21 protein-coding genes and 2 pseudogenes are annotated in these 22549 nt (G+C 71.4%); 8 read left to right on the forward strand and 15 right to left on the reverse strand.

Annotated elements, in window-relative coordinates:
• Positions 1–39: 39 nt before the first annotated feature.
• On the forward strand, positions 40–1452 hold the full coding sequence (locus tag LCH29_RS24980) for a glutamate decarboxylase (RefSeq protein WP_446463968.1): 1413 nt from the start codon (positions 40–42) through the stop codon (positions 1450–1452).
• 22 nt (positions 1453–1474) lie between these two features.
• Here the strand turns inward: LCH29_RS24980 and LCH29_RS24985 are convergent, their stop codons facing one another.
• From LCH29_RS24985 to LCH29_RS25015, 7 genes are all read right to left on the reverse strand, one after another.
• Positions 1475–2920, reverse strand: a complete 1446-nt coding sequence (locus LCH29_RS24985) for a hypothetical protein (RefSeq protein ID WP_446463969.1) — start codon at positions 2918–2920, stop codon at positions 1475–1477.
• A 77-nt stretch (positions 2921–2997) separates the two neighbouring features.
• Positions 2998–3783 (reverse strand): ABC transporter permease, encoded by a 786-nt coding sequence (locus tag LCH29_RS24990; protein ID WP_446463970.1) that lies wholly within the window; start codon positions 3781–3783, stop codon positions 2998–3000.
• Positions 3780–4829, reverse strand: a complete 1050-nt coding sequence (locus LCH29_RS24995) for an ATP-binding cassette domain-containing protein (protein WP_446463971.1) — start codon at positions 4827–4829, stop codon at positions 3780–3782. The genes LCH29_RS24990 and LCH29_RS24995 overlap by 4 nt, the downstream gene beginning before the upstream one ends.
• 107 nt (positions 4830–4936) lie before the next feature.
• Positions 4937–5554 (reverse strand): PadR family transcriptional regulator, encoded by a 618-nt coding sequence (locus LCH29_RS25000; protein ID WP_446463972.1) that lies wholly within the window; start codon positions 5552–5554, stop codon positions 4937–4939.
• Between the two features lie 58 nt (positions 5555–5612).
• Positions 5613–6185 carry a DinB family protein gene (locus LCH29_RS25005; RefSeq protein WP_446463973.1) on the reverse strand — a complete coding sequence of 191 codons (573 nt, stop codon included), beginning with the start codon at positions 6183–6185 and terminating at the stop codon, positions 5613–5615.
• A 139-nt stretch (positions 6186–6324) separates the two neighbouring features.
• Complete coding sequence (locus tag LCH29_RS25010) at positions 6325–7782, reverse strand: aldehyde dehydrogenase family protein (protein ID WP_446463974.1); 1458 nt, start codon at positions 7780–7782, stop codon at positions 6325–6327.
• 90 nt (positions 7783–7872) lie between these two features.
• Positions 7873–8736 (reverse strand): helix-turn-helix domain-containing protein, encoded by an 864-nt coding sequence (locus tag LCH29_RS25015; RefSeq protein ID WP_446463975.1) that lies wholly within the window; start codon positions 8734–8736, stop codon positions 7873–7875.
• A 309-nt stretch (positions 8737–9045) separates the two neighbouring features.
• Here LCH29_RS25015 and LCH29_RS25020 point away from each other — a divergent pair, with 309 nt between their 5' ends.
• Complete coding sequence (locus LCH29_RS25020; RefSeq protein ID WP_446463976.1) at positions 9046–9549, forward strand: ATP-binding protein; 504 nt, start codon at positions 9046–9048, stop codon at positions 9547–9549.
• A gap of 2 nt (positions 9550–9551) precedes the next feature.
• On the opposite strand, the gene LCH29_RS25025 is transcribed toward LCH29_RS25020, so the two are convergent.
• The 3 genes and pseudogenes from LCH29_RS25025 to LCH29_RS25035 all read right to left on the reverse strand — a co-directional run.
• The gene (locus LCH29_RS25025; RefSeq protein ID WP_446463977.1) at positions 9552–10703 is read right to left on the reverse strand and encodes a site-2 protease family protein; all 1152 of its coding nucleotides are present in this window, start codon (positions 10701–10703) and stop codon (positions 9552–9554) included.
• Between the two features lie 92 nt (positions 10704–10795).
• On the reverse strand, positions 10796–11029 hold the full coding sequence (locus tag LCH29_RS25030; protein WP_123100487.1) for a DUF397 domain-containing protein: 234 nt from the start codon (positions 11027–11029) through the stop codon (positions 10796–10798).
• Between the two features lie 293 nt (positions 11030–11322).
• A pseudogene (locus LCH29_RS25035) lies at positions 11323–11616 on the reverse strand (family 43 glycosylhydrolase); the annotation flags it as partial.
• A 247-nt stretch (positions 11617–11863) separates the two neighbouring features.
• Here LCH29_RS25035 and LCH29_RS25040 point away from each other — a divergent pair.
• The 6 genes and pseudogenes from LCH29_RS25040 to LCH29_RS25065 form a co-directional block, all read left to right on the forward strand.
• Positions 11864–13564, forward strand: coding sequence for a bifunctional 3'-5' exonuclease/DNA polymerase (locus LCH29_RS25040; RefSeq protein ID WP_446463978.1), 1701 nt, complete (start codon positions 11864–11866; stop codon positions 13562–13564).
• Positions 13565–13652: 88 nt separating this feature from the next.
• On the forward strand, positions 13653–14681 hold the full coding sequence (locus LCH29_RS25045) for a rod shape-determining protein (protein ID WP_446463979.1): 1029 nt from the start codon (positions 13653–13655) through the stop codon (positions 14679–14681).
• Positions 14682–14892: 211 nt separating this feature from the next.
• The gene (locus LCH29_RS25050) at positions 14893–15489 is read left to right on the forward strand and encodes a sigma-70 family RNA polymerase sigma factor (protein ID WP_050799946.1); all 597 of its coding nucleotides are present in this window, start codon (positions 14893–14895) and stop codon (positions 15487–15489) included.
• Positions 15486–16304, forward strand: coding sequence for a zf-HC2 domain-containing protein (locus LCH29_RS25055; protein ID WP_446463980.1), 819 nt, complete (start codon positions 15486–15488; stop codon positions 16302–16304). Before LCH29_RS25050 ends, LCH29_RS25055 begins: the two co-directional genes overlap by 4 nt.
• 138 nt (positions 16305–16442) lie before the next feature.
• Positions 16443–16997: an RNA polymerase sigma factor gene (locus LCH29_RS25060; protein ID WP_107450999.1), complete on the forward strand. Its 555-nt coding sequence runs from the start codon at positions 16443–16445 to the stop codon at positions 16995–16997.
• Positions 16998–17062: 65 nt separating this feature from the next.
• Positions 17063–17137, forward strand: a pseudogene (locus tag LCH29_RS25065) (zf-HC2 domain-containing protein); the annotation flags it as partial.
• 37 nt (positions 17138–17174) lie between these two features.
• On the opposite strand, the gene LCH29_RS25070 reads toward LCH29_RS25065, so the two are convergent.
• From LCH29_RS25070 to LCH29_RS25090, 5 genes are all read right to left on the reverse strand, one after another.
• Positions 17175–17855 (reverse strand): signal peptidase II, encoded by a 681-nt coding sequence (locus LCH29_RS25070; protein WP_446463981.1) that lies wholly within the window; start codon positions 17853–17855, stop codon positions 17175–17177.
• A 247-nt stretch (positions 17856–18102) separates the two neighbouring features.
• Entirely contained in the window at positions 18103–19374 is a 1272-nt protein-coding gene (locus LCH29_RS25075; protein ID WP_446463982.1) for a glycoside hydrolase family 5 protein, read from the reverse strand.
• An 8-nt stretch (positions 19375–19382) separates the two neighbouring features.
• Entirely contained in the window at positions 19383–19712 is a 330-nt protein-coding gene (locus tag LCH29_RS25080; protein WP_446463983.1) for a DNA-binding response regulator, read from the reverse strand.
• 322 nt (positions 19713–20034) lie between these two features.
• The gene (locus LCH29_RS25085) at positions 20035–21111 is read right to left on the reverse strand and encodes a glycoside hydrolase family 6 protein (protein WP_446463984.1); all 1077 of its coding nucleotides are present in this window, start codon (positions 21109–21111) and stop codon (positions 20035–20037) included.
• A gap of 14 nt (positions 21112–21125) precedes the next feature.
• The gene (locus LCH29_RS25090) at positions 21126–22181 is read right to left on the reverse strand and encodes a S8 family serine peptidase (RefSeq protein ID WP_446463985.1); all 1056 of its coding nucleotides are present in this window, start codon (positions 22179–22181) and stop codon (positions 21126–21128) included.
• Positions 22182–22549: the final 368 nt, after the last annotated feature.

The raw sequence follows: 22549 nt of genomic DNA on the forward strand, positions 1-22549 counted from the left end.
ATCCGGGCATTTGCGCCATATGTCCGTAATTTAATGGGCATGGCACTTCACGGCGGCAGACGCGACGCGGCAAAGCGGCCCGACATCTCGGTCAACCCCTTCTACGGCGTGGCCGATCCGGTCAGCGGCATGACGACGAACCCGCCGCGCCGCTGCCTCCCGGACGGGCCCATGGCCCCCTCCGCCGCGTACCAGCTGGTGCACGACGAGCTGATGCTCGACGGCAACGCCCGTCAGAATCTCGCCACCTTCGTCACCACCTGGATGGAGGCACAGGCGGGGCGGCTGATGTCCGACTCCCGGGACAAGAACATGATCGACAAGGATGAGTACCCGCGCACCGCGGAACTGGAGCGGCGCTGTGTGACCATCCTGGCCGACCTGTGGCACGCCCCCGACCCGCATACGGTGATGGGCTGCTCCACGACGGGGTCGAGCGAGGCGTGCATGCTCGCCGGACTGGCCTTCAAGCGGCGCTGGGCCAAGCGCAACCCCGTCCGCTATCCGGCCACCGCCCGGCCCAATCTGGTCATGGGGATCAACACCCAGGTGTGCTGGGAGAAGTTCTGCGCCTACTGGGAGGTGGAGCCGCGGCAGGTGCCCATGGAGGGCGACCGGTTCCACCTCGACCCCCAGGCCGCCGCCGAGCTGTGCGACGAGAACACCATCGGGGTCGTCACCGTGCTCGGCTCGACCTTCGACGGGTCGTACGAGCCGGTCGCCGAGGTGTGCGCGGCCCTGGACGACCTCCAGGAGCGCACCGGGCTCGACGTACCGGTCCATGTGGACGGCGCCTCGGGCGCGATGGTGGCGCCGTTCCTCGACACCGACCTGATGTGGGACTTCCGGCTGCCCCGCGTCTCCTCCATCAACACCTCGGGGCACAAGTACGGCCTGGTCTACCCGGGGGTGGGCTGGGCGCTGTGGCGTACGCCGGAGTGCCTGCCCGAGGAGCTGGTCTTCCGGGTCAACTACCTGGGCGGCGAGATGCCGACCTTCGCGCTCAACTTCTCCCGGCCCGGCGCCCAGGTGGCCGCCCAGTACTACACCTTCCTGCGGCTGGGCCGGGACGGCTACCGCGCCGTCCAGCAGACCTCCCGCGACGTGGCCTGCTCGCTCTCGACACGGATCGCGGAGCTGGGGGACTTCAGGATGCTCACGCGCGGCGACGAGCTGCCGGTCTTCGCCTTCACGACGGCGGAGGAGATCACCAACTTCGACGTGTACGACGTGTCGCGGCGGCTGCGCGAACACGGCTGGCTGGTGCCCGCGTACTCGTTCCCGGCGAACCGCCAGGACCTGTCGGTGCTGCGGGTGGTGTGCCGCAACGGCTTCTCGGCGGACCTGTCCGACCTCTTCCTGGACGACCTGCGGACGCTCCTGCCCGAACTGCGGAAGCAGTCGGCGCCGATGGAGCGGCCCGCGGAGGTCGCCACGGCCTTCCACCACTGAGCGCGGTGCCCGCCGCCGGGGATCAGCGCGCCTGAGCGGTGGCGCGGAGCAGCTCGACCCTGCGCCGCACGGCCTCCAGGGCGCCCGGCCTGCGGCCCGGCACCCGGCCCCGCAGATCGATCAGCATCGGCGCGAGGGCATGCGCCCGGGCCGGTTCCTGGACGAACTGCCACTGGTGGTGGGCCCGGTCCACGGCGCCCTCCACCTCGGGGTGTCCGGTCGGCTCGCCGTTGCCCAGCCGGGCGTCGGCCACCGCCAGCCACAGCTCACACGCGCGGGCCGGATCCCCGGCGATCCGCGCGAGGTCGGCGCGGACCTCCAGCCAGTGGATCGCGTCGGAGGAGCGCGGCCCGGCCGACCGGAGGGCCTCCTGCTCCCAGGCGGCGGCCATCGAGGCGGCCTCGCTGTGGCGTCCGGCGTGCGCGGCCTCGAAGATCGCGGCGTGCGGATCGGGGACGGGCTCGGGCCGCCGGGCCGGTATGGGCTCCGGTGCCGGGGCGCCCCCGGGGGCGGGCGCGGCAGGCGTGGGCGGAGGCCCGGGCGGCGGCGAGGCGGACGGCGCGGCCGGTCCTCCCTGGGGCGGCTGGTGTTGGTGTGGCCCCTGGGCCTCGTACGACCCGTGTGCACCGTGCGGCTCGTGCGGCTCGTGTGCACCGTGCGGCTCGTACGACCCGTGTGCACCGTGCGGCTCGTACGACCCGTGTGCACCGTGCGGCTCGTGCGGCTCGTACGCCCCGGGCGCCCCGTACGTCCCCGACGCCTCGTACGCCGCGTAGCCCTCCACCGGTGCGCCCAGCAGCAATCCGGGCCCGGCGCCCAGCCCGGCCTCGGCGGCGGCCTGCTGGTGCAGCAGGGCGAACGGCGGGCTGCCCTCGTGCTCACCGCGCAGCAGCCCGGCGAGGGCGCGGCTGTAGACGGGCGCCGCGAGTTGGCGCTTGGGCGGGGCGGGGGCGATCGCCCCGTACAGCGTGAGCCCGCCCGCGAGCGTATCGACCGGCAGCCGTCCGTCGGAGAGCCGCGGCCAGGCGGTCTCGTCCGCCACCAGATCGGCGAGCACCGTGGTGCTGCCCGGCGGCCGCTGGGCCAGCTCGGCGGCCAGCCAGTGCCACGGCAGCGCGGTGTAACGGGCGGTCCTCGGCGTCGTACGGGCCAGCGCGATGTGCGGCAGCCGCTGCTTGTGGTCGAGGGTGAGCTGGCCCGCGAGATAGACGAGCACCGGGCCCGGGTGGGCGGCCGCCGTCCGCAGGTGCGTGAGCACGGTCTGCGGATCGGCGGGGTCCACGAGTTGGACGACGCTGGCGCCGCCCGGCGTGCCCAGCAGCGCGGCCGGAGGCACGGCCGCGAGCTGTGGCAGCGCGGCGGCCGCGTCCATCAGCCGCTGCTTGCCCATCGGACCGGCGGCGAGGAGCAGGGCGTAACCGGGCCCGCTCGTCCGTGCCGCCCCCGTGCCCGCCGTGTCGTTCCCCATACGTGCACCGTATCCGCATCCGGCGACGTCGGGTGGGGGTGTGACATAGCTGGCATCGGGGACGGCGGGTCGGACACTCAGCGGCTGAGCCCCCGGTAACGGGCCACGGCGAGCGGGAAGAAGACCACGAGGAGCGCCAACGGCCAGCAGACCGCGAGGAGTCCGGCGTGCTCCTCGGCCCACGACGCGCCGTGGCCCCCGGGGCTCCCGAACAGGTCACGGACCGCGGTGGCCGTCGCCGACATCGGGTTCCACGCCGCGATCGAACCGATCCAGTCGGGCATCGACCCGGGCGCGGCGAAGACGTTGGACAGGAAGCCGATCGGCCAGACCAGGATCTGCACGGCCTGCACGAGTTCGGGCCGCCCGGCGAGCAGGCCCAGATAGATGCCGATCCACAGCATCGCGAAGCGCAGCCAGAGCAGCAGCCCGACCGCGAACAGCACGTCACCGATGCCGCCGTGCCAGCGCCAGCCCATCGCGAGCCCGACCCCGATGAGGAGCAGCAGGCTGAGCGCGGACTGGAGCATGTCCAGCACGCTGCGCCCGATCAGCACCGCGGAGGAGGCCATCGGCAGGGAGCGGAAGCGGTCGATGACGCCCTTGTTGAGGTCCTGGGCGATCGCGAGCATGGTGCCTTCGAGGCCGAAGACCATGGTGAGGGCGAGCATGCCCGGCACCAGGTAGTGCTTGTAGTTGCCGCCGCCCGGGACGGTCATCCCGCCGCCGAGGAAGTACGCGAACATCAGCAGCATCATCACCGGGAAGACCAGGCCCACCACCACCTGAACGGGCTGGCGGGCCCAGTGGGCGAGGCCGCGGCGGGTCATGGTCCAGGAGTCGACGAGGGTCAAGGCGGTCATACGGAGGTCTCCTCTGCGGCGTCGTCACGGGTCTCGTCGCGCGTCTCGTCGCGCGTCTCGTCGCCGGTGAGGTGCAGGAACACCTCGTCGAGGGTGGGGCGGCGCAGGGCGATGTCCTCCGCCTCGATCCCGGCCGCGTCCAGCGCCCGTACGGTCTCGGTGAGGGCGGCGACCCGGTCGGTGACCCGGGCGCCGATCCGCCGCCGGTCGGGGTCGGTGTCGACCGAGGCGGCGCGGGTGGCCATGCCGATCACCGAGGCGGCCGCGGCCAGTTGACCGGCGTCGCGCAGGACGACGTCGATGCGGTCCCCGCCGATGCGGGCCTTGAGCTGGTCGGTCGTGTCGTCCGCGACGGCCCGGCCGTGGTCGACCACGCAGACGCGGTCGGCGAGCTGGTCGGCCTCCTCCAGGTACTGGGTGGTGAGCAGGACCGTCGTACCGTCGCCGACCAGGGAGCGGACCGACTGCCACACCTCGGTGCGGCCGCGCGGGTCGAGCCCGGTGGTGGGCTCGTCCAGGAAGAGCACCCGCGGCCGCACGATGAGGCTCGCGGCCAGGTCCAGCCGCCGCCGCATGCCGCCGCTGTACCGGCCGACGGCCTTGGTACCGGTGTCGCCGAGGCCGAACCGCTCCAGCAGCTCGTCCGCGCGGGCCGCCGCGCGCCGCCCGCCGAGGTGGTGGAGGCGGCCGAACATCTCCAGGTTCTGCCGCCCGCTCAGCTCCTCGTCCACCGCGGCGTGCTGGCCGAGCAGCCCGATACGGTGGCGGACCTCGTCGGGCCGGCGCAGCACGTCGTACCCGGCGACCTCGGCGCGGCCGCCGTCGTGGCGCAGCAGGGTGGCCAGGATGCGGACGCAGGTGGTCTTGCCCGCGCCGTTGGGGCCGAGCAGGGCGTGCACGGTGCCGGACGGGACGGTCAGGTCGAGTCCGGCCAGGGCCGGTTTTCCTCCGGGCCGCTTTGCTCCGGCCCGTGGTGCTCCGGCTCGTGGTGCTCCGTAGGTCTTGCGCAGTCCTTCGACGACGATCGCGGGATCGCTGTCGGCCACGGTCTTCCCCTCTCGCTCCGCAATGAGCCGCATTAGTCAAATTTGACTACGAACCTCCGGAAGGTACTCCCCGATCCGGGTCTAGTCAAACTTGATTACTGGCGGACCTACTCCGCGTGCGGGTTCGGCGCCCCGTCCGGCAGGACGTCCACCGAGCGCTCCCCCTCGCCCGCCATGACGTACGCCCCGCCTTCGAGCCGCTCGATCAGCCCGCGGGTCCACTCGGCCCCGCTGTCGGCCGAGTGGACCCAGAACTTCATGATCTCGCCGATATGACCCCACTCGTCGGGGCTGTCCTGCGGCGGCGACCAGTGCCGGGTGACCTCGGCCCGCCACCCTTCCAGCGCCGCCACCCGCTCCTTCAGCAGCGCGATGGCCTCGGCGCGGGGCAGGTCCACGATGAACCCGACCCCGGCCGTCAGCTCGTCGATCTTCTGGTCGTGCCGCAGCAGGGCGTCCCGCAGGAGCTTGAAGTACTCCTCCTCGCCCGCCGCGGTCAGCTCGTACTCGGTGCGCGGCGGGCCGCCGGCGGTGCTCGGGGCCACGTCGTGGGCGCGCATCAGGCCCTGCTTCGCCATCTGTTTGAGCGCGTGGTAGATCGATCCGGGTTTGGCGTTGGACCACTCGTGCGCGCCCCAGAACTCCAGGTCGTTACGGACCTGATAGCCGTGTGCGCGCCCGTGCTGGCGCACCGCTCCCAGCACCAGCAGCCGGATCGCTGACATGTGCCCGTCTCCCCATCCTGCCCCCGCCTGACCTGCGCTGGGGTCCAGAGTAGGGGTGTCAGCCCTCCATGAGCGACCAATCGGGCTCGGGCATCGCACCGGTCTCGAAGACCAGATCGAACGCGCCCTTCCCGTCGATCGTCTCGCGGATGATGTCCGCGTGCCCCGCGTGCCGGGAGACCTCCTCGATCAGGTGGAGGACCAGCCAGCGCCAGGTCCGGGTGCCGCCCTCGTCCCACGGGTAGCGGGGCGACTCGAACGTGTCGTCCATCGAGGACAGCGCGAGCACGGCCTCGTCGGTCGCGCGCGCCACCGCCTCGTACCGCTCCAGCAGCACCGGCACCGTCTCGTCGGCGGTGGGGGTGAAGCCTGCCTCGAACTTCGCCAGCGCGTCCTTCGGCGGCCAGTCGTCCACACGGCCCTGGCCCTTGCGGGTCCAGTCCGCTTCGGCCTGGGTCACATGCTTGATCAGCCCGGCCAGGGACAGCGCGCTCGCGCTCGGCGCGCTGCGGGCCTGCTCCTCGGTCAGACCGTGCACGGCGCGCCGGATGCCGCCGCGCTGCGCGTCCAGATAGGCCAGCAGCGCGGAGCGCTCGTCCTTGCAGGCTTCGGAGTTCACGACGGTGGGCATGGCTGCCGCCTTTCACGAGGAGGGCGCCCGGTCGGGTGCCCTTCGACGAACCTCACCTTAGGAAGGCTTGCGGTCAGCTTCTGTCCGCAAGCGCGAAAATCCGCAAACCCGAAGGCCCGCAAGCCTTCCCGGCGTCACGTCAGAACGGGAACTGGCTGCGGCCGTGCTGGATCGAGATCCACTTGGTGGTGGTGAAGTCCTCGACCATCGATTCCCCGTTGAGCCGCCCGACCCCCGAGTGCTTCTCGCCGCCGAAGGGCACGATCGGCTCGTCGTGCACGGTGCTGTCGTTCACATGGATCATGCCGGTGTGGACGCGCTTGGCGAGGCGCACCCCACGCTCGATGTCGCCGGTGTGCACGGCGCCGCTGAGGCCGTAGTCGGTGTCGTTGGCGATCCGCAGGGCCTCCTCGTCACCGTCGAACGGGATGAGCACCACGACCGGGCCGAAGACCTCCTGGCGGAGGATCGCCGAGCCCTCGGGGACGTCGCCGAGGACGGTCGGCTCCACCAGGGTGCCGTCGGCCCGCCCCCGTACCAGCGCGGTCGCGCCGTCGGCGATCGTCTGGTCGACGAGCGCGGTGACGGCCTCGGCCTGGCTCTCGTTGATCAGCGGGCCGATGTGGGTGGCCGGGTCGGCCGGGTCGCCCACCGTCAGCGTCTTCACCTTGGCCACGAACTTCTCGGTGAACGCGCACTCCACCGACCGGTCCACCAGCACCCGGTTGGCGGCCATGCAGACCTGCCCCTGGTGGACGAAGCGGCTGAACACCGCGGCGTCCACCGCGTAGTCGAGGTCGGCGTCGTCCAGCACGATCAGGGCGCTGTTGCCGCCCAGCTCCAGGATGGAGCGCTTGAAGTGCGAGGCCGCGACGGTGGCCACATGGCGGCCGACCCGGTCGGAGCCGGTGAACGAGATGACCTTCGGGACCGGGTGCTCGATCAGGGCGTCACCGATCTCCGCGATGTCGGTGACGACCACATTGAGCAGCCCGGCCGGAAGCCCGGCCTCCTCGAAGATCTTCGCCACCAGACCGCCGCCGCATATCGGGGTGTTCTGGTGCGGCTTGAGGACGACGGCGTTGCCGAGGGCCAGCGCCGGGGCGACCGACTTCAGCGACAGCAGGAAGGGGAAGTTGAAGGGGCTGATCACGCCGACGACGCCGACCGGCACCCGGTAGAGGCGGTTCTCCTTGCCGTCGTCGGGCGACGGCAGGATGCGGCCCTCGGGGCGCAGCGCCAGCTGGACCGCCTCGCGCAGGAACTCCTTGGCGAGGTGCAGTTCGAAGCCCGCCTTGACGTGGGTGCCGCCGCACTCCGCGATGATCGTCTCGGTCAGCTCCTTCTCGCGCTCCTCGATGACGCGCAGCACCCGCTCGAAGACCGCCCGCCGGGCGTACGGGTTGCGGGCCGCCCACTCCGGCTGGGCCCGCTCGGCGGTGCGGTAGGCGAGGTCGACCTCGTCGACGGTGGCCACGGTGATCGAGGCCAGCTTCTCCCCGTCGTACGGGTTGAAGTCGACGATGTCCCAGGAACCGCTGCCGGTGCGCCACTCACCACCGATGTACTGGAAGGCCAACTCGGAGAAGTAGGACATGCCATCCCTATCTGGAGGACGCGGGACCGCATCCGGACACCCGCGAACGCGTGGGGGGTATTCCTGACAGGGCGTCATCCTACTGATCGGTCAGAGCTCGCGCAGGAGCTCCCCGAGCAGGTCCCGGCTCTTCTCCGGGGACAGGCTGTCCGCCCCCAGCCGCTCCAACGCCCGCTCGTACTGCCCCACTTCATCGGGCTTGTCCAGGTAGAGGGCGCTGGTGAGCTGTTCCAGATAGACGATGTCCGGCAGGTCGGACTCCGGGAACCGGAGCAGGGTGAACGCCCCGCTCTCCCCCGCGTGCCCGCCGAAGGCGAACGGCATCACCTGGAGCGTCACGTTCGGCGCCTCCGAGACGGAGAGGAGGTGCCGCAGCTGGGCGCGCATCACCTCCGACCCGCCGTACGGGCGGCGCAGCGCGGCCTCGTCCAGCACCACGTGGAACGCCGGGGCCCGCTCGGAGACCAGCAGCTTCTGCCGCTCCAGTCGCAGCGCGACCCGCCGCTCCACCTCGGACTCGCACGCCTGCGGCTGGCCCCGGGTGACCACGGCGTGGGCGTAGCCCTCGGTCTGGAGCAGGCCGTGGATGAACTGGACCTCGTAGACGGCGAGGTGCGAGGCGGCGCCCTCGAGACCGACGTACGTCTGGAACCAGCCCGGCAGCACATCGCCGTAACTGTGCCACCAGCCGGTGAGGTTGGCCTCGCGGGCGAGGCCGAGCAGTGCCGCGCGCTCCGCCTCCTCGGTGACCCCGTACAGGGTGAGGAGGTCCTCGATGTCGCGCGCCTTGAAGCTCACCCGGCCCAGCTCCATCCGGCTGATCTTGGATTCGGAGGCGCGGATCGAATAGCCCGCCGCCTCGCGGGTGATACCCCTGGCCTCGCGCAGCCGCCTGAGTTGGGAGCCCAGGAGAATGCGGCGCACCACCGATCCACTCGACTCGCTTGCGGTCATGTGTCCGTGACCCTCCCTGTACGGAACGCGCTCTTCCGGTGATTGGGCCCCCGCAACCCGGCAGGCCGAAGTCTGCCACTTTCCGGGCTCCGGTCTGTGCCCAAGCGGTTACCCGACCGGGAGTCCTACGCATATGTGCGTAGAACGAAAGTGTGGCAAAGATGCATGCACTACCTCAATACCCGTGCGTGCACGTGCATTTGCCCTTGCATCTGCCGTCGGCATTCGAAACCATGGGGTACGCGCACGTGCAAGCTCGTACGAGATCTGGCCAGGATTCGTCAGGGCCACGGATGCAGGAGTGCTCGCATGGGGAGCGAAGGTACGGCCCTGCTGGAACCGTTGTGGCGGGGGCTTCCCGCGATCGATCCCTCCGCCGTCTCCGGCGCCGTCTCCTGTTCCCTTCCGGCCCGCTACGACGCGGTCAAGGGGGCGCGGCAGTTCACCGGCGCCACGCTGCGGCAGTGGGACATACCCGAGTTGCTCGACGAGGTGGCCCTCGTCGTCTCCGAACTGGTCACCAACGCGCTGCGGCACGCGGTCGCCGGGGCGCTGCCGGGCGGCCCGCCCGGGGACGGACCCGAACCACCCCTGGTGCGGCTCCACCTGATGTACTCCGCCTCCCGGCTGGTGTGCGCCGTACGCGACCCCAGCGAGGCCGGACCGGTCGCCGGGGAGGCCGGCTCCTGCGAGGAGTCCGGGCGGGGGCTGCATCTGGTGGAGTCGTTCACCGACGGCTGGGGCTGGCATCCGCTGGCCGGAACGCTGCCCGGCAAGATCGTCTGGGCCCTGTTCCGCCTGCCCCGCACCTGAGCCTAGTGAGGCGTCGCCTCCGGCGGCGCCGTCGTGATGCCCAGCGAGTGCAGCTGGAAGAGCCGCGACACATCGTGGGAGGTGACGATCCCCTCCAGACGCCCGTCGTCCACCACCAGCACCGGCATCCCCCCGGCCCCCGGCCGGGCCCGCTCCAGCACCTCGCTCAGCAGCTCGTCCGACGTCGCGACCGTGCACCGCGACAGCGGCGTCGCCACCTCGCGCACCCGCCGCTCCTCCCGCATCCCGGCCGGGACCGCCGCCAGCGCGCGCAGCTCCACGACACCGCTGACCCGGCCCTCGAAGTCCAGCAGCGGCAGCACCGAGTGGCGTGAGTGCGCGGCCACCTCGTCGATGAACCGCCCCACCGGCAGCCAGTCGGCGCCCGTCGCGACCGGGGACGACATCGCGTCGCCCGCCCGCACCCCGCGCAGCGCCGTGTTGATACCGGCGCGCTGCCGCTCCGCGTTGGCGATCACCAGGATGAACAGCCCGACGAGCGAGATCCACAGCCCGCCGCCCTCCCCGCGCACGAACGAGAACCAGCCGACGGCGATGAGCAGCACCCCGAAGATCTGGCCGCTGCGCCCGGCCGCCCGCTCGGCCCGTTCCCGGTCGCCCGTACGCCACCACAGCACCGCCTGCACCACCCGGCCGCCGTCCAGCGGCGCGGCGGGCAGCAGGTTGAACACCCCCAGCAGCAGATTCGCCCAGCCCAGCCAGATCAGCAGCGCCGCCGGTACGCCCCATCCGGCCAGCGCGTTGGCCCCGATCCCGGCGCCCACGGCGATGCCGCCGATGGCCAGGCTGGTGAGCGGGCCGCTGATGGCCACGAGCAGGGCGATCCGGGCGGTGCGCGGCCGCCCCATCTGGGTCACGCCGCCGAGCGCCCACAGCGTGACGTCCTCCACCGATACGCCCCTGCCGCGCGCGGTGACCGCGTGCGCGGCCTCATGCAGCAGCAGGCTCCCCATCAGCAGAAGGGCGCCGATCACGCTCGCGACCGCGTACACGAGCCCGGTCCGCCCGGGTGTCCAGGCGGGCAGCGTCTCGCGGCCGAGCCCATAGGCGAGCAGGACGATCAGTACGGGGGCACTCCAGTGCATGCGCAGCGGCACCCCGAGGACATGTCCGACGCGGACCGAGCCGTTCATCGCTCATCGCCGTTCTCACATCAGAACGACCCCCACCGATACCAGTGTCGCTCACGCGCCTATGTCACGCGCGGGCTCTCAGGGGCGGGCTCTCACGCGTGGCCGACCGGGTCGTGCACCAGGTGATCGAATTCCCCGTCCTTCGCGCCGCGCAGCATCGCCTCGACCTCGGCCGGGGTGTAGACGAGTGCCGGTCCGTCCGGGAAGCGGGAATTCCGTACGGCCACGTGCCCACCGGGCAGCTTGGCGAACTCGACACAGGACCCCTGGGAATTGCTGTGCCTGCTCTTCTGCCAGACGACCCCCTGGAGGTCCGCGGCCGCCATGCCGTTGTACGGGTGGTCGCGCACAGGGCTCTCCACTGTTCGTGCATTAGTGCAACTGTCAACTGACTGGGATGATAGCCGCATTTCTTTACGTATGCATGGGCTAATGCATGAGCAAATGCACGTGCACGTCGAGTGATCACGTGAGCACGGCGTCTTCTGCCCCGACCTGAGCGCGTCAGTCGTCATGGAAGCCGTCATGGATCACGTCATGGACGTCATGGACGTCATGGAAGAAGACGACGAGGACGCCCCGCGGGTTGGCCCGCGGGGCGTCCTCGTCGTCGGGTTCGTCAGGGCGTGCCGGAGGGCTCGGCCAGGGCGGTGGAGGTGGAGACGGGGGCGCCGAAGTCCGGGGTGCCGTCCGCGTTCCAGTTCACCTTCTGCGCCCGGGTGGTACGGGTGCCGCTACAGCCGTCCGTCGCCTTGGCGTTGGCGTGATAGGCCATCCAGACCTCCTTGCCGTCGGGCGACGGGAAGAAGGAGTTGTGGCCCGGGCCGTACACCCCGACCGCGTCATTGCGCTGGAAGACCGGGGCGGCGTACTTCTTCCACGCGCCCGCCGCCAGCGGATCGCTCCCGGTCAGGGGGTGTCCGCAACGTCGCGTCGGATCAGCCCGCGGCGTCAGGGGGCACCTCCCGGCGGTAGCCGGGGGCGCGTGCGATCGCAAGGCGGAGGGTCGCCCTCGCGGGGGCACCTCCCGGACGCGGTAGCTGGGGGAGCGTGCCAGGCGTCGCGGGCCCGACGGGACTTTGCGGACACCCCCTAACCCCTCGCGCAGTGCCCGCCCTTGCTCCGGGCCGTTGTCAGACCCCCCTGCCAGACTCACGGTCATGAGGTGGGCAGCGGCAGAGACGGGCGACGGGGGTGTTCGTCTCTGCCCGCTCGACGCCTCCGGGAAGGCCGCCGGACCGGTCGTCGAGGTCCCGGCGGCGCGGGGCGGGATCGCGGAGGCCGTGCGGTCCCGCCCCGAGGCCGACCGGTGGGTGTGGCGGTCCACCGCCGAGGTCTACCCACGGCTGCTGGCGGCCGGAGTCCGGGTCGAGCGGTGCTACGACGTGGAGGCGGCCGAGGCGCTGCTGCTCGGCCACGAGGGACGCTCGGGCGCCCCGCGCTCCCTCGCCGCGGCCTGGGCCCGGCTGCGCGGGCTGCCCGTCCCCGAGGACCCGCCGGTGCGGGCCGCCCAGACCCAGCCGTCGCTCTTCGAGCCCGGCCCGCCGCCGCTGCCGCCCGGCACCGACCCGCTCGACGCGCTGCTGGCGGTGTACCAGGCGCAGCTGGCCCGTACGGAGGCGGCCGAGCACCCGGGCCGGATGCGGCTGCTGACCACCGCCGAATCGGCCGGGACCCTGGTCGCCGCCGAAATGCGCAGCGCCGGGGTGCCCTGGCGGGCCGACCGCCACCGGGAGCTGCTGGACGAGCTGCTCGGCGAGCGCTATCCGGGCGGTCTCGAGCCGCGGCGGATGGCCGAGCTGGCCGACGAGGTGTCCCGCGCCTTCGGGGAGGGGGTGCGGGTGCGGCCCGATCTGCCCGCCGACGTCATCCGGGCGTTCGGGCGCGCGGGCATCGCGCTCACCTCCACCCGGGCGTGGGAGCTGAAGGAGATCGACCACCCGGCGGTGGAGCCGCTGCTGCGGTACAAGAAGCTGTACCGGCTGCACACCGCCCACGGCTGGTCCTGGCTCCAGTCCTGGGTGCGCGACGGCCGCTTCCGCCCCGAGTACCTGCCCGGCGGCACCGTCTCCGGCCGCTGGACCACCCACGGCGGCGGGGCCCTCCAGATCCCCCGGGTGGTGCGGCGCGCGGTCGTCGCCGACCCGGGCTGGCGGCTGGTCGTCGCCGACGCCGACCAGATGGAGCCCCGGGTGCTCGCCGCGATCTCCCGCGACCCCGGTCTGATGGAGGTCGCGGGCACCGGCCGGGATCTGTACGCGGAGCTGTCCGACCGCGCCTTCGCGGGCCGCCGCGACCAGGCCAAGCTCGCGCTGCTCGGCGCCGTCTACGGGCAGACCTCCGGCGACGGGCTCAAGCACCTCGCCGCGCTCAGGCGCCGCTTCCCGGCGGCCGTGGCGTACGTGGACGACGCGGCCCGCGCGGGCGAGGAGGGCCGTCTCGTACGGACCTGGCTGGGCCGCACCTGCCCACCGGCCGGGGGCGCCGCCACCGACGAGGCCGACGAGGCGGGCCTGCCGCGCGACCTGGACGAGGAGCCGCGTTACGGCAGCACGCCGAGCGCCCGCGCCCGTGGCCGCTTCACCCGGAACTTCGTCGTCCAGGGCAGCGCCGCCGACTGGGCGGTGCTGATGCTCGCGGCGCTGCGCCGCGCCCTGGCGGCCGCCGGGCTCAGCGCCGAGCTGGTCTTCTTCCAGCACGACGAGGTGATCGTGCACTGCCCGGAGCCCGAGGTGGCGGCGGTCCGGCAGGCGATCGCGGAGGCGGGCGAAGCGGCGGGCACGATCGCCTTCGGCACCACCCCGGTCCGCTTCCCGCTCACGGTGGCCGCGGTGGAGTGCTACGCGGACGCCAAGGACTAGCGAAAGGGCGGCCGGAGAGGGAGGGGGCCTCGCCCGACCGGCGCACCTCCGGAGGCAGCGGCCGCCTCCGGCCGCACACGATGGCCACATGAGCATCAGCCTCGAGCGGCTGCGTCGCTGCTCCATCGCCGTGGACCTCGGAGCGTCCAGGACCCGCGTCTACCTCAAGCGCACCGGGGTGATCGTCGACGAGCCCACCGTGGCCGCCGTCAACACCCGCACCGGCGCGGTCATCGCGGTCGGGGCGTTCGCCGAGCGCATGACGGGCCGTACGCCCGCCCACATCCGTGTGGTGCGTCCCGTGGCGGGCGGCACCGTCGTCGACATCGCCATGGCCCAGCGCATGCTGCGGCTGCTCCTCGGCGCCAAGCTGCGCCGCGCCTGGCGCCGCAAGCCGCGGCCGAGCGCCGCCGTCTGCGTACCGCACGACGCCGATCCGCTCGCCCAGCGCGCCGCCGTGGAGACGCTCGCCGGACTCGGCGCCAAGCGGGTCGAGCTGGTGGACACGCTGATCGCCGCCGCCGTGGGCTGCGGGCTGCCCGTGGAGCGGCCCGAGGCGACGATGATCGTGGTGTGCGGCGCGGCGACCACCCAGGTCGCGGTGTTGTCGCTGGGCTCGATCGTGGCCGCCGAGCGGGTGCCGGTGGGCGGTGAGACGGTCGACCACGCCGTCGTCCAGCATCTGCGCAACGAGCATGCGCTGATGCTGCCGAGCCAGGCCGTCCGCCCGCTGCACCTGATCCTCGGCGACACGGCGCTCGCCTCGCTCGGCACCGAGGTGCACGGCCGCGACGTGGCCACCGGGCTCGCCCGGTCCGTAACGGTGGACGTCGAGGGCGTACGCAACGCCATCCGCACCCCGCTGACCGGCGTCCTCGACGCGATCAGCGCCGTACTGCGCCGCTGCCCGCCCGACCTGGTGGCCGACCTCGCCGACCGCGGCATCATGCTGGCGGGCGGCAGCGCGGTGCTGCCCGGTCTGGACACCCTGCTGCGGGAGGCGACCGGCGTCCCGGTGAACATCGCGGACAACCCGGGCGTGTGCGCGGTGGAAGGGCTCGGCGCGATGCTGGAGGGCAAGGTCCAGCCCCATGTCCTCAGCTCGGCCATCACCTGAGGACCGCCGCCTGAGCACCGCCGCCTGAGCACCGCCGCCTGAGGGCCCTTCACCCGCTCCTCCCCACCACTCCTCCGGGCAACTCGAGCAACTGATCGGAACTTTCTTCCCGCCGCGTTGAGTGGCCGCCCCCTCCCGTCCGTACGAAGGGAGGAAGAGGCCGACATGGCCACCCAACCCCCCCGGGGCACAGACCGGGAGTCGTCAGTTGATGTTGTCCAACTCAGGTCCTGTCCTGGAGGTTCTGGTGCACGACGACGCCGCCGTGGCCGATGAGCGTCCGTCCAGATCGCAGCGCGGTACACCGGACGAGCAACTCATGCGTGCGCTCTACCAGGAGCACGCCGGACCGTTGCTCGCGTTCGTACTGCGTCTGGTCGCGGGCGATCGCCATCGCGCGGAGGACGTCGTGCAGGAGACCCTGGTCCGCGCCTGGCGGAATGCGGACCAGCTGTCCCGGGCCACCGGTTCCATCCGGCCCTGGCTGGTCACGGTCGCCCGCCGCATCGTCATCGACGGGCACCGGAGCAGGCAGGCCAGGCCCCAGGAGGTCGATCCGTCTCCTCTGGAGCTGATGCCGGCGGAGGACGAGATCGACCGGGCACTACGGCTGATGACACTTTCCGACGCGATGCACGACCTCAGCGACGCCCACCGCGAGGTGCTCGTCGAGACCTACTTCAAGGGCCGTACGGTCAATGAAGCGGCGGAAACGCTCGGCATACCCAGCGGGACGGTTCGGTCCCGGGTCTTCTATGCGCTGCGCTCCATGAAGCTCGCGCTTGAGGAGAGAGGAGTGACGGCATGACAGCGCAGGCGCACCACGCGGGACACGACGCCGTTGGCGCGTATGTGCTCGGCGTGCTCGACGAGGCGGACGCCACCTATTTCGAGGAGCATCTGGCCGGTTGCGACCAGTGCGGGCGGCAGCTCGACGAGCTGACCGGACTGGAACCACTGCTGGCGGACCTCGCGGCGGACATCCCCGGCATCCACGGGGCACCCGGCCGCACCGCGATCACGGGCCACACCCCGCACGCGTTCACCGCCACCCCGACCGCGATCGACACCCTGACCGCCAGGCCCGGCCCCTCCCTGCTGAACCGCATGGTCGGCGAGGTCGCCGCGGCCCGCAGCAAGCGCAAGCGGCGCGGTCTCTACCTGGTCGCGGCGGCGGCCGCCCTGATCGTCGGCGGCCCGCTCGGCACGATGGCCGTCACCTCGGGCTCCGACGCGAACCCGCCCGTCGCGGCGAGCCCGACGACCGACAAGGCGCTCTTCGACGAGATGCCGATGAAGATGGAGGGCACCGACGCGACCACCAAGGTGGCGGCGGCGGTCGCGATGCAGGACAAGATGTGGGGCGTCGACGCCGTGCTGCGGCTGAAGAACGTCAAGGGCCCGCTCAATTGCAGCCTGATCGCGGTCTCGAAGGACGGCCATGAGCAGACCATGATGACCTGGGCCGTGCCGGAGCGGGGCTACGGGATCGAGAACAGCCCCACGAAGACGGCCAGAGATCCGCTGTGGGCGCACGGCGGCGCGGGCCTGAAGAGCGACGACATCGAGCGCTTCGAGGTCCGTACGTCCGACGGCAAACGTCTGGTCTCCATCAAGGCGTAACCGGCCCCGCCCGGGGCTCCTGGCCGCCGTGCCACTCGGATCGCCGACCATCCCGTGCGGCGCTGTGAGCGAGATGTTACACAGGGTGTGATATGTCGCTTTCGCGTCCCCGGGGGGTCCGGATCCGAGGAGGCACACGTGGCTGACCCGGACGCCCATCAGCAACGCATGTTCAGCCAGTACGTGCTGCCCGAGATCGAGGTGCTGCTGCGCGTGGCGATGTCTCTGACCGCTCAGCGCGCCGACGCCGAAGATCTCGTGCAGGACACGTTACTACGGGCGTACCGGGCAGTCGGCCGTTTTGACGGGAGACATCCACGGGCCTGGCTGCTGACGATCATGCGGCATGCGGAGGTGAGCCGGCGCCGCCAGCGTCGGCCCCGCCTGCTGGACGACCCGGACACCGAGCTGGAACGGCTCTCCCCCGCCCGCGACGCCACCCCGGAGGAACTGGTGGTGGACACCGCGTTCGACGAGGCCGTGGACGCCGCGTTCACCGCGCTGCCGCTCCGCGACCAGCAGGTCGTGCGGCTGGTCCACGTGGACGGACTGTCGTACGCGGAGGCGGCGCAGGTGCTGGACGTCCCCAAGGGGACGGTGATGAGCAGGCTGCACCGCGCTCGCAAACGGATCCGTAACCAACTGCTGGCCGCGGGGCGCACCGGACGGGAACCTGAGCGAGGTGAGGCATGAGCCGATGGACGTGGTGGCGCGAGACCGAACGGCGCCGGACGAGGGAGTGCCCGGTGGGTGCGCCGATGCTCCAGGCGTATCTCGACGGCGAACTGGACGCCCCGGACGCGGGCCGGGTGCGGGCCCATGTGGCGGAGTGCCACGCGTGCGCCCGTGAGCTGTCCCTCTACCAGCGCATCACCAGCGAGCTGGCCTCCCGGGGGGTGACCGACGAAGCGGCGCTGGCGCGGCTGAAGGAGTTCGCGGCCTCGATCGCGGAGCGGGAGAGCCCCCGGGAGCCGGGGCCGGACCCGGATCGGATGCCGGGATCGGGTCCGGGGCCGGGCCCGGGGTCGAGTGCGGTACCCAAGGCCGGGGGCTGACATCACGCCGTAGCGCGGCCGAGCACAGCAGCACGGCCGCGGTGAGCAGGGTTCCGGAGACGAGGGCGACATCGGCCAGGTTGAACACCGGGCCGCGCCCCGCCACCGTGATCCAGTCGACCACAGCGCCGCGCAGCGGGCCCGGCGGCCGTACGACCCGGTCGGCACCGTTGCCGACCGAGCCCCCGGCGATCAGCGCCATGCCGAACGCCAGGCTCCGGCGGTGGGCCCGCAGCCCCGCGCAGACGGCGGCCAGGGTGGCGACCGCGCCGATCAGGGTGATCATGGAGATCAGCACCGGGCGGCCGTGCCCCAGCCCGAAGGCCACCCCGGCGTTGTGCACCAGCAGCGTCCGGAGCGGCCCCAGCCGGGCCTGCGGCCCCGACGTACCGCTCCAGGCGGCCAGCGCGAGCGCCTTGCTCACCTGGTCGGCCGCGATCACCATGAGCGCGGCCAGCGGGAAGAGCAGCCGACCGGTATGGGGGTGGGGGTTCATGGCGGGCCTCCCTGAATGCCGGGGCCCGGTCCACGGGCGCGGTCGGGGCCCAGGGAGGGAACCCGGCGGGAGCATGTCCCGCTTCCCTCCATACGAGACTTTCCGGACTTTCCGGTCTTCCCCGCGAAGTGCCGGCATGATCGGGATGCGGACATGATCGGGGTGCGGACATGACGGAGGGCCCGCAGGCGGCTGCCTGCGGGCCCTCGCTGTCACATCACCGTGCTCGGCTCAGTGCCGGAAGGGGTCACTCCGACGCCTTCCCCTTCGGCTCCAGCAGAGGCATCTGGTACTTGGACAGCATCTTCATCTTGTTCTTGTCGACGGTCTTCCAGTCCTTGTTCAGCACACCGCCGGTGTCACCCGAGTCCGGGTTCCAGGTCCAGTAGGTGTAGCTGATCTGGTTCTTCTTGAGGTAGTCCATCAGGGCGTTCTGCCAGATGGCTTCCTTGCTGTTACCAGCGGTCTTGCGGCCACCGAACTCGCCCAGGAGCAGCGGACCGATGTTCTGCTGCTTGATGTAGGCCCAGTGCTTCTTCCAGATGGCCGGCATGTTCTTCGGGAAGTCCTTCGCCTGGAACCAGTTCTGGTTGAACACGCCCGGACCGTAGTCATGGGCCGAGTAGACGACCTTGTTGCCCTCGTCCAGCTTCACCGGGTACTTCTTCACACCCTGGAGGTCGCCACCCCACCAGAACTGCTCGTTCTTGTGGCGGTCGGTGCCCTCGACGAAGATCAGCCAGTTCTTGTTGACCTTGTGGATCGCGTTACCGGCCTTGGTGGCCGCCATGCGCCAGTCGGTCTTCTTGTTGCCGTCGCCCCACGTGGCCTGGCCACGCGGCTCATTGTGCAGGTCGGCGCCGATCACGCGGTCGTTGTTCTTGTACCGCTTGGCCAGCTTGACCCAGTCGCTCAGCCACTTGTTCTCGGTGAGGCTCTGGGAGTACCACAGCTCACTCTGGCCGTACTGGTCCGGGCGGTGCTGGTCCAGGATCACCATGATGCCGCGGTCGGTGGCACCCTTGACGACCTTGTCCATGATCTGCTGGCCGGTGAGGCCCTTCAGGTCGGGGTTCTGCTTGAAGTCGATCCCGTTGGGCTTGCTCTTGGCGTCGAACATCTCGTTCGCGTAGGGGAGCCGCATGGTGTTGAAGCCCTGCTTGGCCATCTGGTCCAGCATGGAATCCAGGCTGCGGGTCCACAGGCCGTGCGGCGCGAAGGTGCCGGTCTCGAAGCCGAACCAGTTCACACCGGTCAAGACGACCTTCTTGCCGTTCGAGTCGACGATGTCGCCCTTCTTGGTCGACAGCGGGAAGTCGACGTCCGAGCCGGCGGGCTTACCCGGGGCGGAGGACGAGGAACCCGCGTCGTCGCCATTCATGGCGAACGCCGTGACGGTGCCACCCACGGCAGCGACAGCGACGACGGCCGCGGCGATACCCATGCGCAGACGGCGGGAGCGGGGAGCGCTCTTCGTCTCGGTGGTCTCGGGGTTGGTCGGGACGTTGTTCTGGTCCATGGGGGAATTCATTCGGTGATACTCCTGAGGAATTCGCGTATTTCGGTCTTGAGGATGCTGGGGGTGTTCGTCGGAGATTCCAGGCATTCCAAGTAGGGGTCGGATACGGCGGTCAGCCGGACAATCCGCGCCTGCGGGAGGAGATCACCGATCAAGCGGTCCAGCCCTTGGGCCTTCCAGCCGGGCTCGTCCACATCGATCAGCACCACATCCGGTTGCATTTCACGCGCCAGAGAAATTGCCTCCCTGGCCGATCCGGCAATTCCGGACAACTCCAGTCCCGGCTCCTCGATCACGAGATCGGCGAGAGCACTCAGCACCTGGGTGTGGTGCTCCACGACGAGAACTCTTTGCATCGATGGAGCTCCTTCGGGCTTTTTTGTCCTGTCGCTCACCGACATTAGAAAAGCCCGGGGCTCGAAACACCGTACGGATGGCCGAAATCTGGATACCTCAATTGCAGGAATTCAGGGCACGCCAAACGGCCGAATTCCGACTACCTCAGTTGAGGTAGCGGAATTCGGCCGTTTTGTATGGGGTATGTCCGTTTTGCGGGGGTGGTTCAGGGCATGCGAAGGGCCTCCGCGGGACCCGGGAGGGGTCCTACGGAGGCCCAGGAAGCCCTACGGAGGGCGGATCAGCGGTCAGTCGGTAAGCCGGTCAGCCGGTCAGCCGGTATGCGTAGCCGGGGACGAAGACGCCCGCACCGGCCGCACAGCCGTCCGCCTGCCCCGGCTGCTTGATCCACAGGAAGGCGTCGACCCCGGGGATCCCGGTGGCCGCGGTGGGGGGCCGGCCCAGCTTGCGGCCGGGCGGATCACAGAACTGGTGCTTGGGCGTAGGCCCCGCCCCGTTGCGGCTGGTGTCGACCACGACCCCCAGCCGAGGGCGGCGCAGCTCCCGCAGCACGGACAGGCCGTAGCGCACCTCGTCGCCGGTGGCGTTGAAGTTGGAGACGTTGACCGCGATGCCGTCCCCGTACCGGTCGATACCGGCGTGCCGCAGCCGCCCGGCCATGGTGCGGGCGGGCTGCCAGCCGGAGTTCCCGGCGTCGTAGTAGACCCGGGCGCGCGGGGCCCGCTCGTGGAGCGTCCGGGCCGCGTACGCCAGCGCGGCGAACCGCTCCGCGCGCTGCCGCTTCCGCAGACAGCCCAGGTGGGCGAGGGCGTCCGGTTCGAGGACGACCAGGGCGGGCCGGTCGCCGATGCCCCGGGTGAAGGCGTCGATCCAGCGCCGGTAGGCGACACCCGCGTCCCCGCTGCCGCCGGCGCTGTACTGCTCGCAGTCGCGCTGCGGGATGGCGTACGCGACCAGGACCGGCAGCCGCCGCCGGGCCGCAGCCGTGCCGACCAGGCCCCGGGCCCGCTCCTCGACCAGCGACTCGTTGGTCTCGGTGAACCAGGCGGCCTGCGGCTGGGCGGCGATGCGCTTGCGGATGGTCGCCGCCCGACGGTCGCGCGGATGGGCGCGCACCCAGGACGCGGCGGGGTTGTGCGGGTCGACGTAGAAGCGCGTCGTCGCGGGATAGAACGGCTTGGTTACGGGGAGTGACGGAATGATGGCAGGGGTGTCCGCGGGCTCCAGCAGCGTACGCACCGTGGTGGCGGCCATCACGACCTCGGCCACCAGCACCATGACCAGCACCTGGGCAGCCATGCCGCGGCTCAGCCATGCGGTCCGGCGCGACCGCGCCGGCGGGCGGGCCCGGTCGGCGCGGTCGCGCGGTCCGGTGAACATCGCCGGCCCCGCCGTCAGCTGTGGTGGGAGTTGCCGGGCGGCGGGCGGCGGCGGCTGATGAGCACCACGGCCAGCACCGCGAGCACGACCAGCACACCGGCCACCACCCCTATCGTGACCAGGGCGGATGTATCCCCGGACGCCTCGGAGGCGGCGGCCGCCTTGGTGCGGTGCGGGGAGGGGGCCGCGGTGGGCTCGGCGGAGGGCGGCGGCGCGGCCCGGTCCGCGAGCGCCCTGGCGGGGGCGATCACCCCGTAGCCGTAGCGCGGATCGTGGCCCGCGGAGCCCTTCCGGTCGGCCGTGTCGATCAGCTTCCGCACGATCTGGCGGGAGTTCCAGCGGGGGTGTTCCGAGCGCAGCAGCGCCGCCCCGGCGGCGACCCAGGGCGCGGCGTAGCCGGTGCCGTCGCCGGTCCAGTAGTCGTTGTTGCCCGCGGTGGTGAGGATGGCGACGCCGGGCGCGGCGAGCGTGATCGTCCCGCCGTGGTGGGACGAGGTCCACACGGCGCCCTTCTTGTCGGTGGCCACGACGGCGACGACACCGGGGAGGGCCGCCGGGTACGTGGGCTTGTTGCCGTCCTTGCCGTTGTCACCGGCGCCCGCCACGACGACGGCGTCCTGACCGGCGGCGTACTTCACCGCGGACTTCAGGTCGGCGCTCGGGCGCTTGAAGGACACGGCCACGTGGATGATGTGCGCGCCATGGCTCGCCGCATGGCGGATGGCCCGGGCGGTGGCCGTGACCTGGGGCTTTCCGTTGCGGTACACCCCGAGGGGCATGATCCGGGCGCGGGGTGCGAGCCCGTACACCCCGTCGCCGCGGTAGTTGCGGCCGGTGCCGACGATGATGCCCGCGGCGTGGGTGCCCTGCTCGTCCTCGTTTCCGTCGTCCCGGGTGACGGGGCTGCCGCCGCCCGCGAAGTCCTTTCCGGCGGCGACCCGCCCGCGCAGATCCGGATGGGTCGCGTCCACCCCGGTGCCGACGACCGCCACGGTCACTCCGGCGCCCTTGCTGAATTTCCATGCGCGCTCCGCCTTGAGCGCGGTGAGCGCCCATTCGGAATCGTGCAACGCACCGCTGTCGGAATCACTCGGCGCGGCGTCACTTGCCGCAGCCGGCGTGGCCAGTGCGAGGGTCATCGCTGCGATGACCACTCCGGCCCGGCCGGCGAATGGATGGCGTGACATCACGTGACCTGACATTACGTCACCTACTCTCGTCGCACGGGACGCAAGGCCGTCGGGCCCCTTTCATCTTGGGCAGCACCCGGAAGTACTGACACCCGCGGGCGAGGGATCCGCCGTTCCCCTCTTCGGGGGAACGGTGCGGGCCCGGAAAACCGGCGCTCCCCGAAATGGGGGAGGAAGGAGGTCCGCCGAAGGTGCACTCACCGCTCCCCCGGGCGCGGGTACTACCTCCTTTGCGGGTGACGCACTCT

This window comes from Streptomyces sp. BRA346 (genome assembly GCF_052851135.1).

Excerpts from the sequence above, each read along its gene's own strand:
- LCH29_RS24980 (WP_446463968.1), top strand. The coding sequence starts at position 40 with ATGGCACTTCACGGCGGCAGACGCGACGCGGCAAAGCGGCCCGACATC.
- LCH29_RS24985 (WP_446463969.1), bottom strand. The coding sequence starts at position 2,920 with ATGGGGAACGACACGGCGGGCACGGGGGCGGCACGGACGAGCGGGCCC.
- LCH29_RS24990 (WP_446463970.1), bottom strand. The coding sequence starts at position 3,783 with ATGACCGCCTTGACCCTCGTCGACTCCTGGACCATGACCCGCCGCGGC.
- LCH29_RS25000 (WP_446463972.1), bottom strand. The coding sequence starts at position 5,554 with ATGTCAGCGATCCGGCTGCTGGTGCTGGGAGCGGTGCGCCAGCACGGG.
- LCH29_RS25005 (WP_446463973.1), bottom strand. The coding sequence starts at position 6,185 with ATGCCCACCGTCGTGAACTCCGAAGCCTGCAAGGACGAGCGCTCCGCG.
- LCH29_RS25010 (WP_446463974.1), bottom strand. The coding sequence starts at position 7,782 with ATGTCCTACTTCTCCGAGTTGGCCTTCCAGTACATCGGTGGTGAGTGG.
- LCH29_RS25015 (WP_446463975.1), bottom strand. The coding sequence starts at position 8,736 with ATGACCGCAAGCGAGTCGAGTGGATCGGTGGTGCGCCGCATTCTCCTG.
- LCH29_RS25020 (WP_446463976.1), top strand. The coding sequence starts at position 9,046 with ATGGGGAGCGAAGGTACGGCCCTGCTGGAACCGTTGTGGCGGGGGCTT.
- LCH29_RS25025 (WP_446463977.1), bottom strand. The coding sequence starts at position 10,703 with ATGAACGGCTCGGTCCGCGTCGGACATGTCCTCGGGGTGCCGCTGCGC.
- LCH29_RS25030 (WP_123100487.1), bottom strand. The coding sequence starts at position 11,029 with ATGGCGGCCGCGGACCTCCAGGGGGTCGTCTGGCAGAAGAGCAGGCAC.
- LCH29_RS25040 (WP_446463978.1), top strand. The coding sequence starts at position 11,864 with ATGAGGTGGGCAGCGGCAGAGACGGGCGACGGGGGTGTTCGTCTCTGC.
- LCH29_RS25045 (WP_446463979.1), top strand. The coding sequence starts at position 13,653 with ATGAGCATCAGCCTCGAGCGGCTGCGTCGCTGCTCCATCGCCGTGGAC.
- LCH29_RS25050 (WP_050799946.1), top strand. The coding sequence starts at position 14,893 with ATGTTGTCCAACTCAGGTCCTGTCCTGGAGGTTCTGGTGCACGACGAC.
- LCH29_RS25055 (WP_446463980.1), top strand. The coding sequence starts at position 15,486 with ATGACAGCGCAGGCGCACCACGCGGGACACGACGCCGTTGGCGCGTAT.
- LCH29_RS25070 (WP_446463981.1), bottom strand. The coding sequence starts at position 17,855 with ATGAACCCCCACCCCCATACCGGTCGGCTGCTCTTCCCGCTGGCCGCG.
- LCH29_RS25075 (WP_446463982.1), bottom strand. The coding sequence starts at position 19,374 with ATGGACCAGAACAACGTCCCGACCAACCCCGAGACCACCGAGACGAAG.
- LCH29_RS25085 (WP_446463984.1), bottom strand. The coding sequence starts at position 21,111 with ATGTTCACCGGACCGCGCGACCGCGCCGACCGGGCCCGCCCGCCGGCG.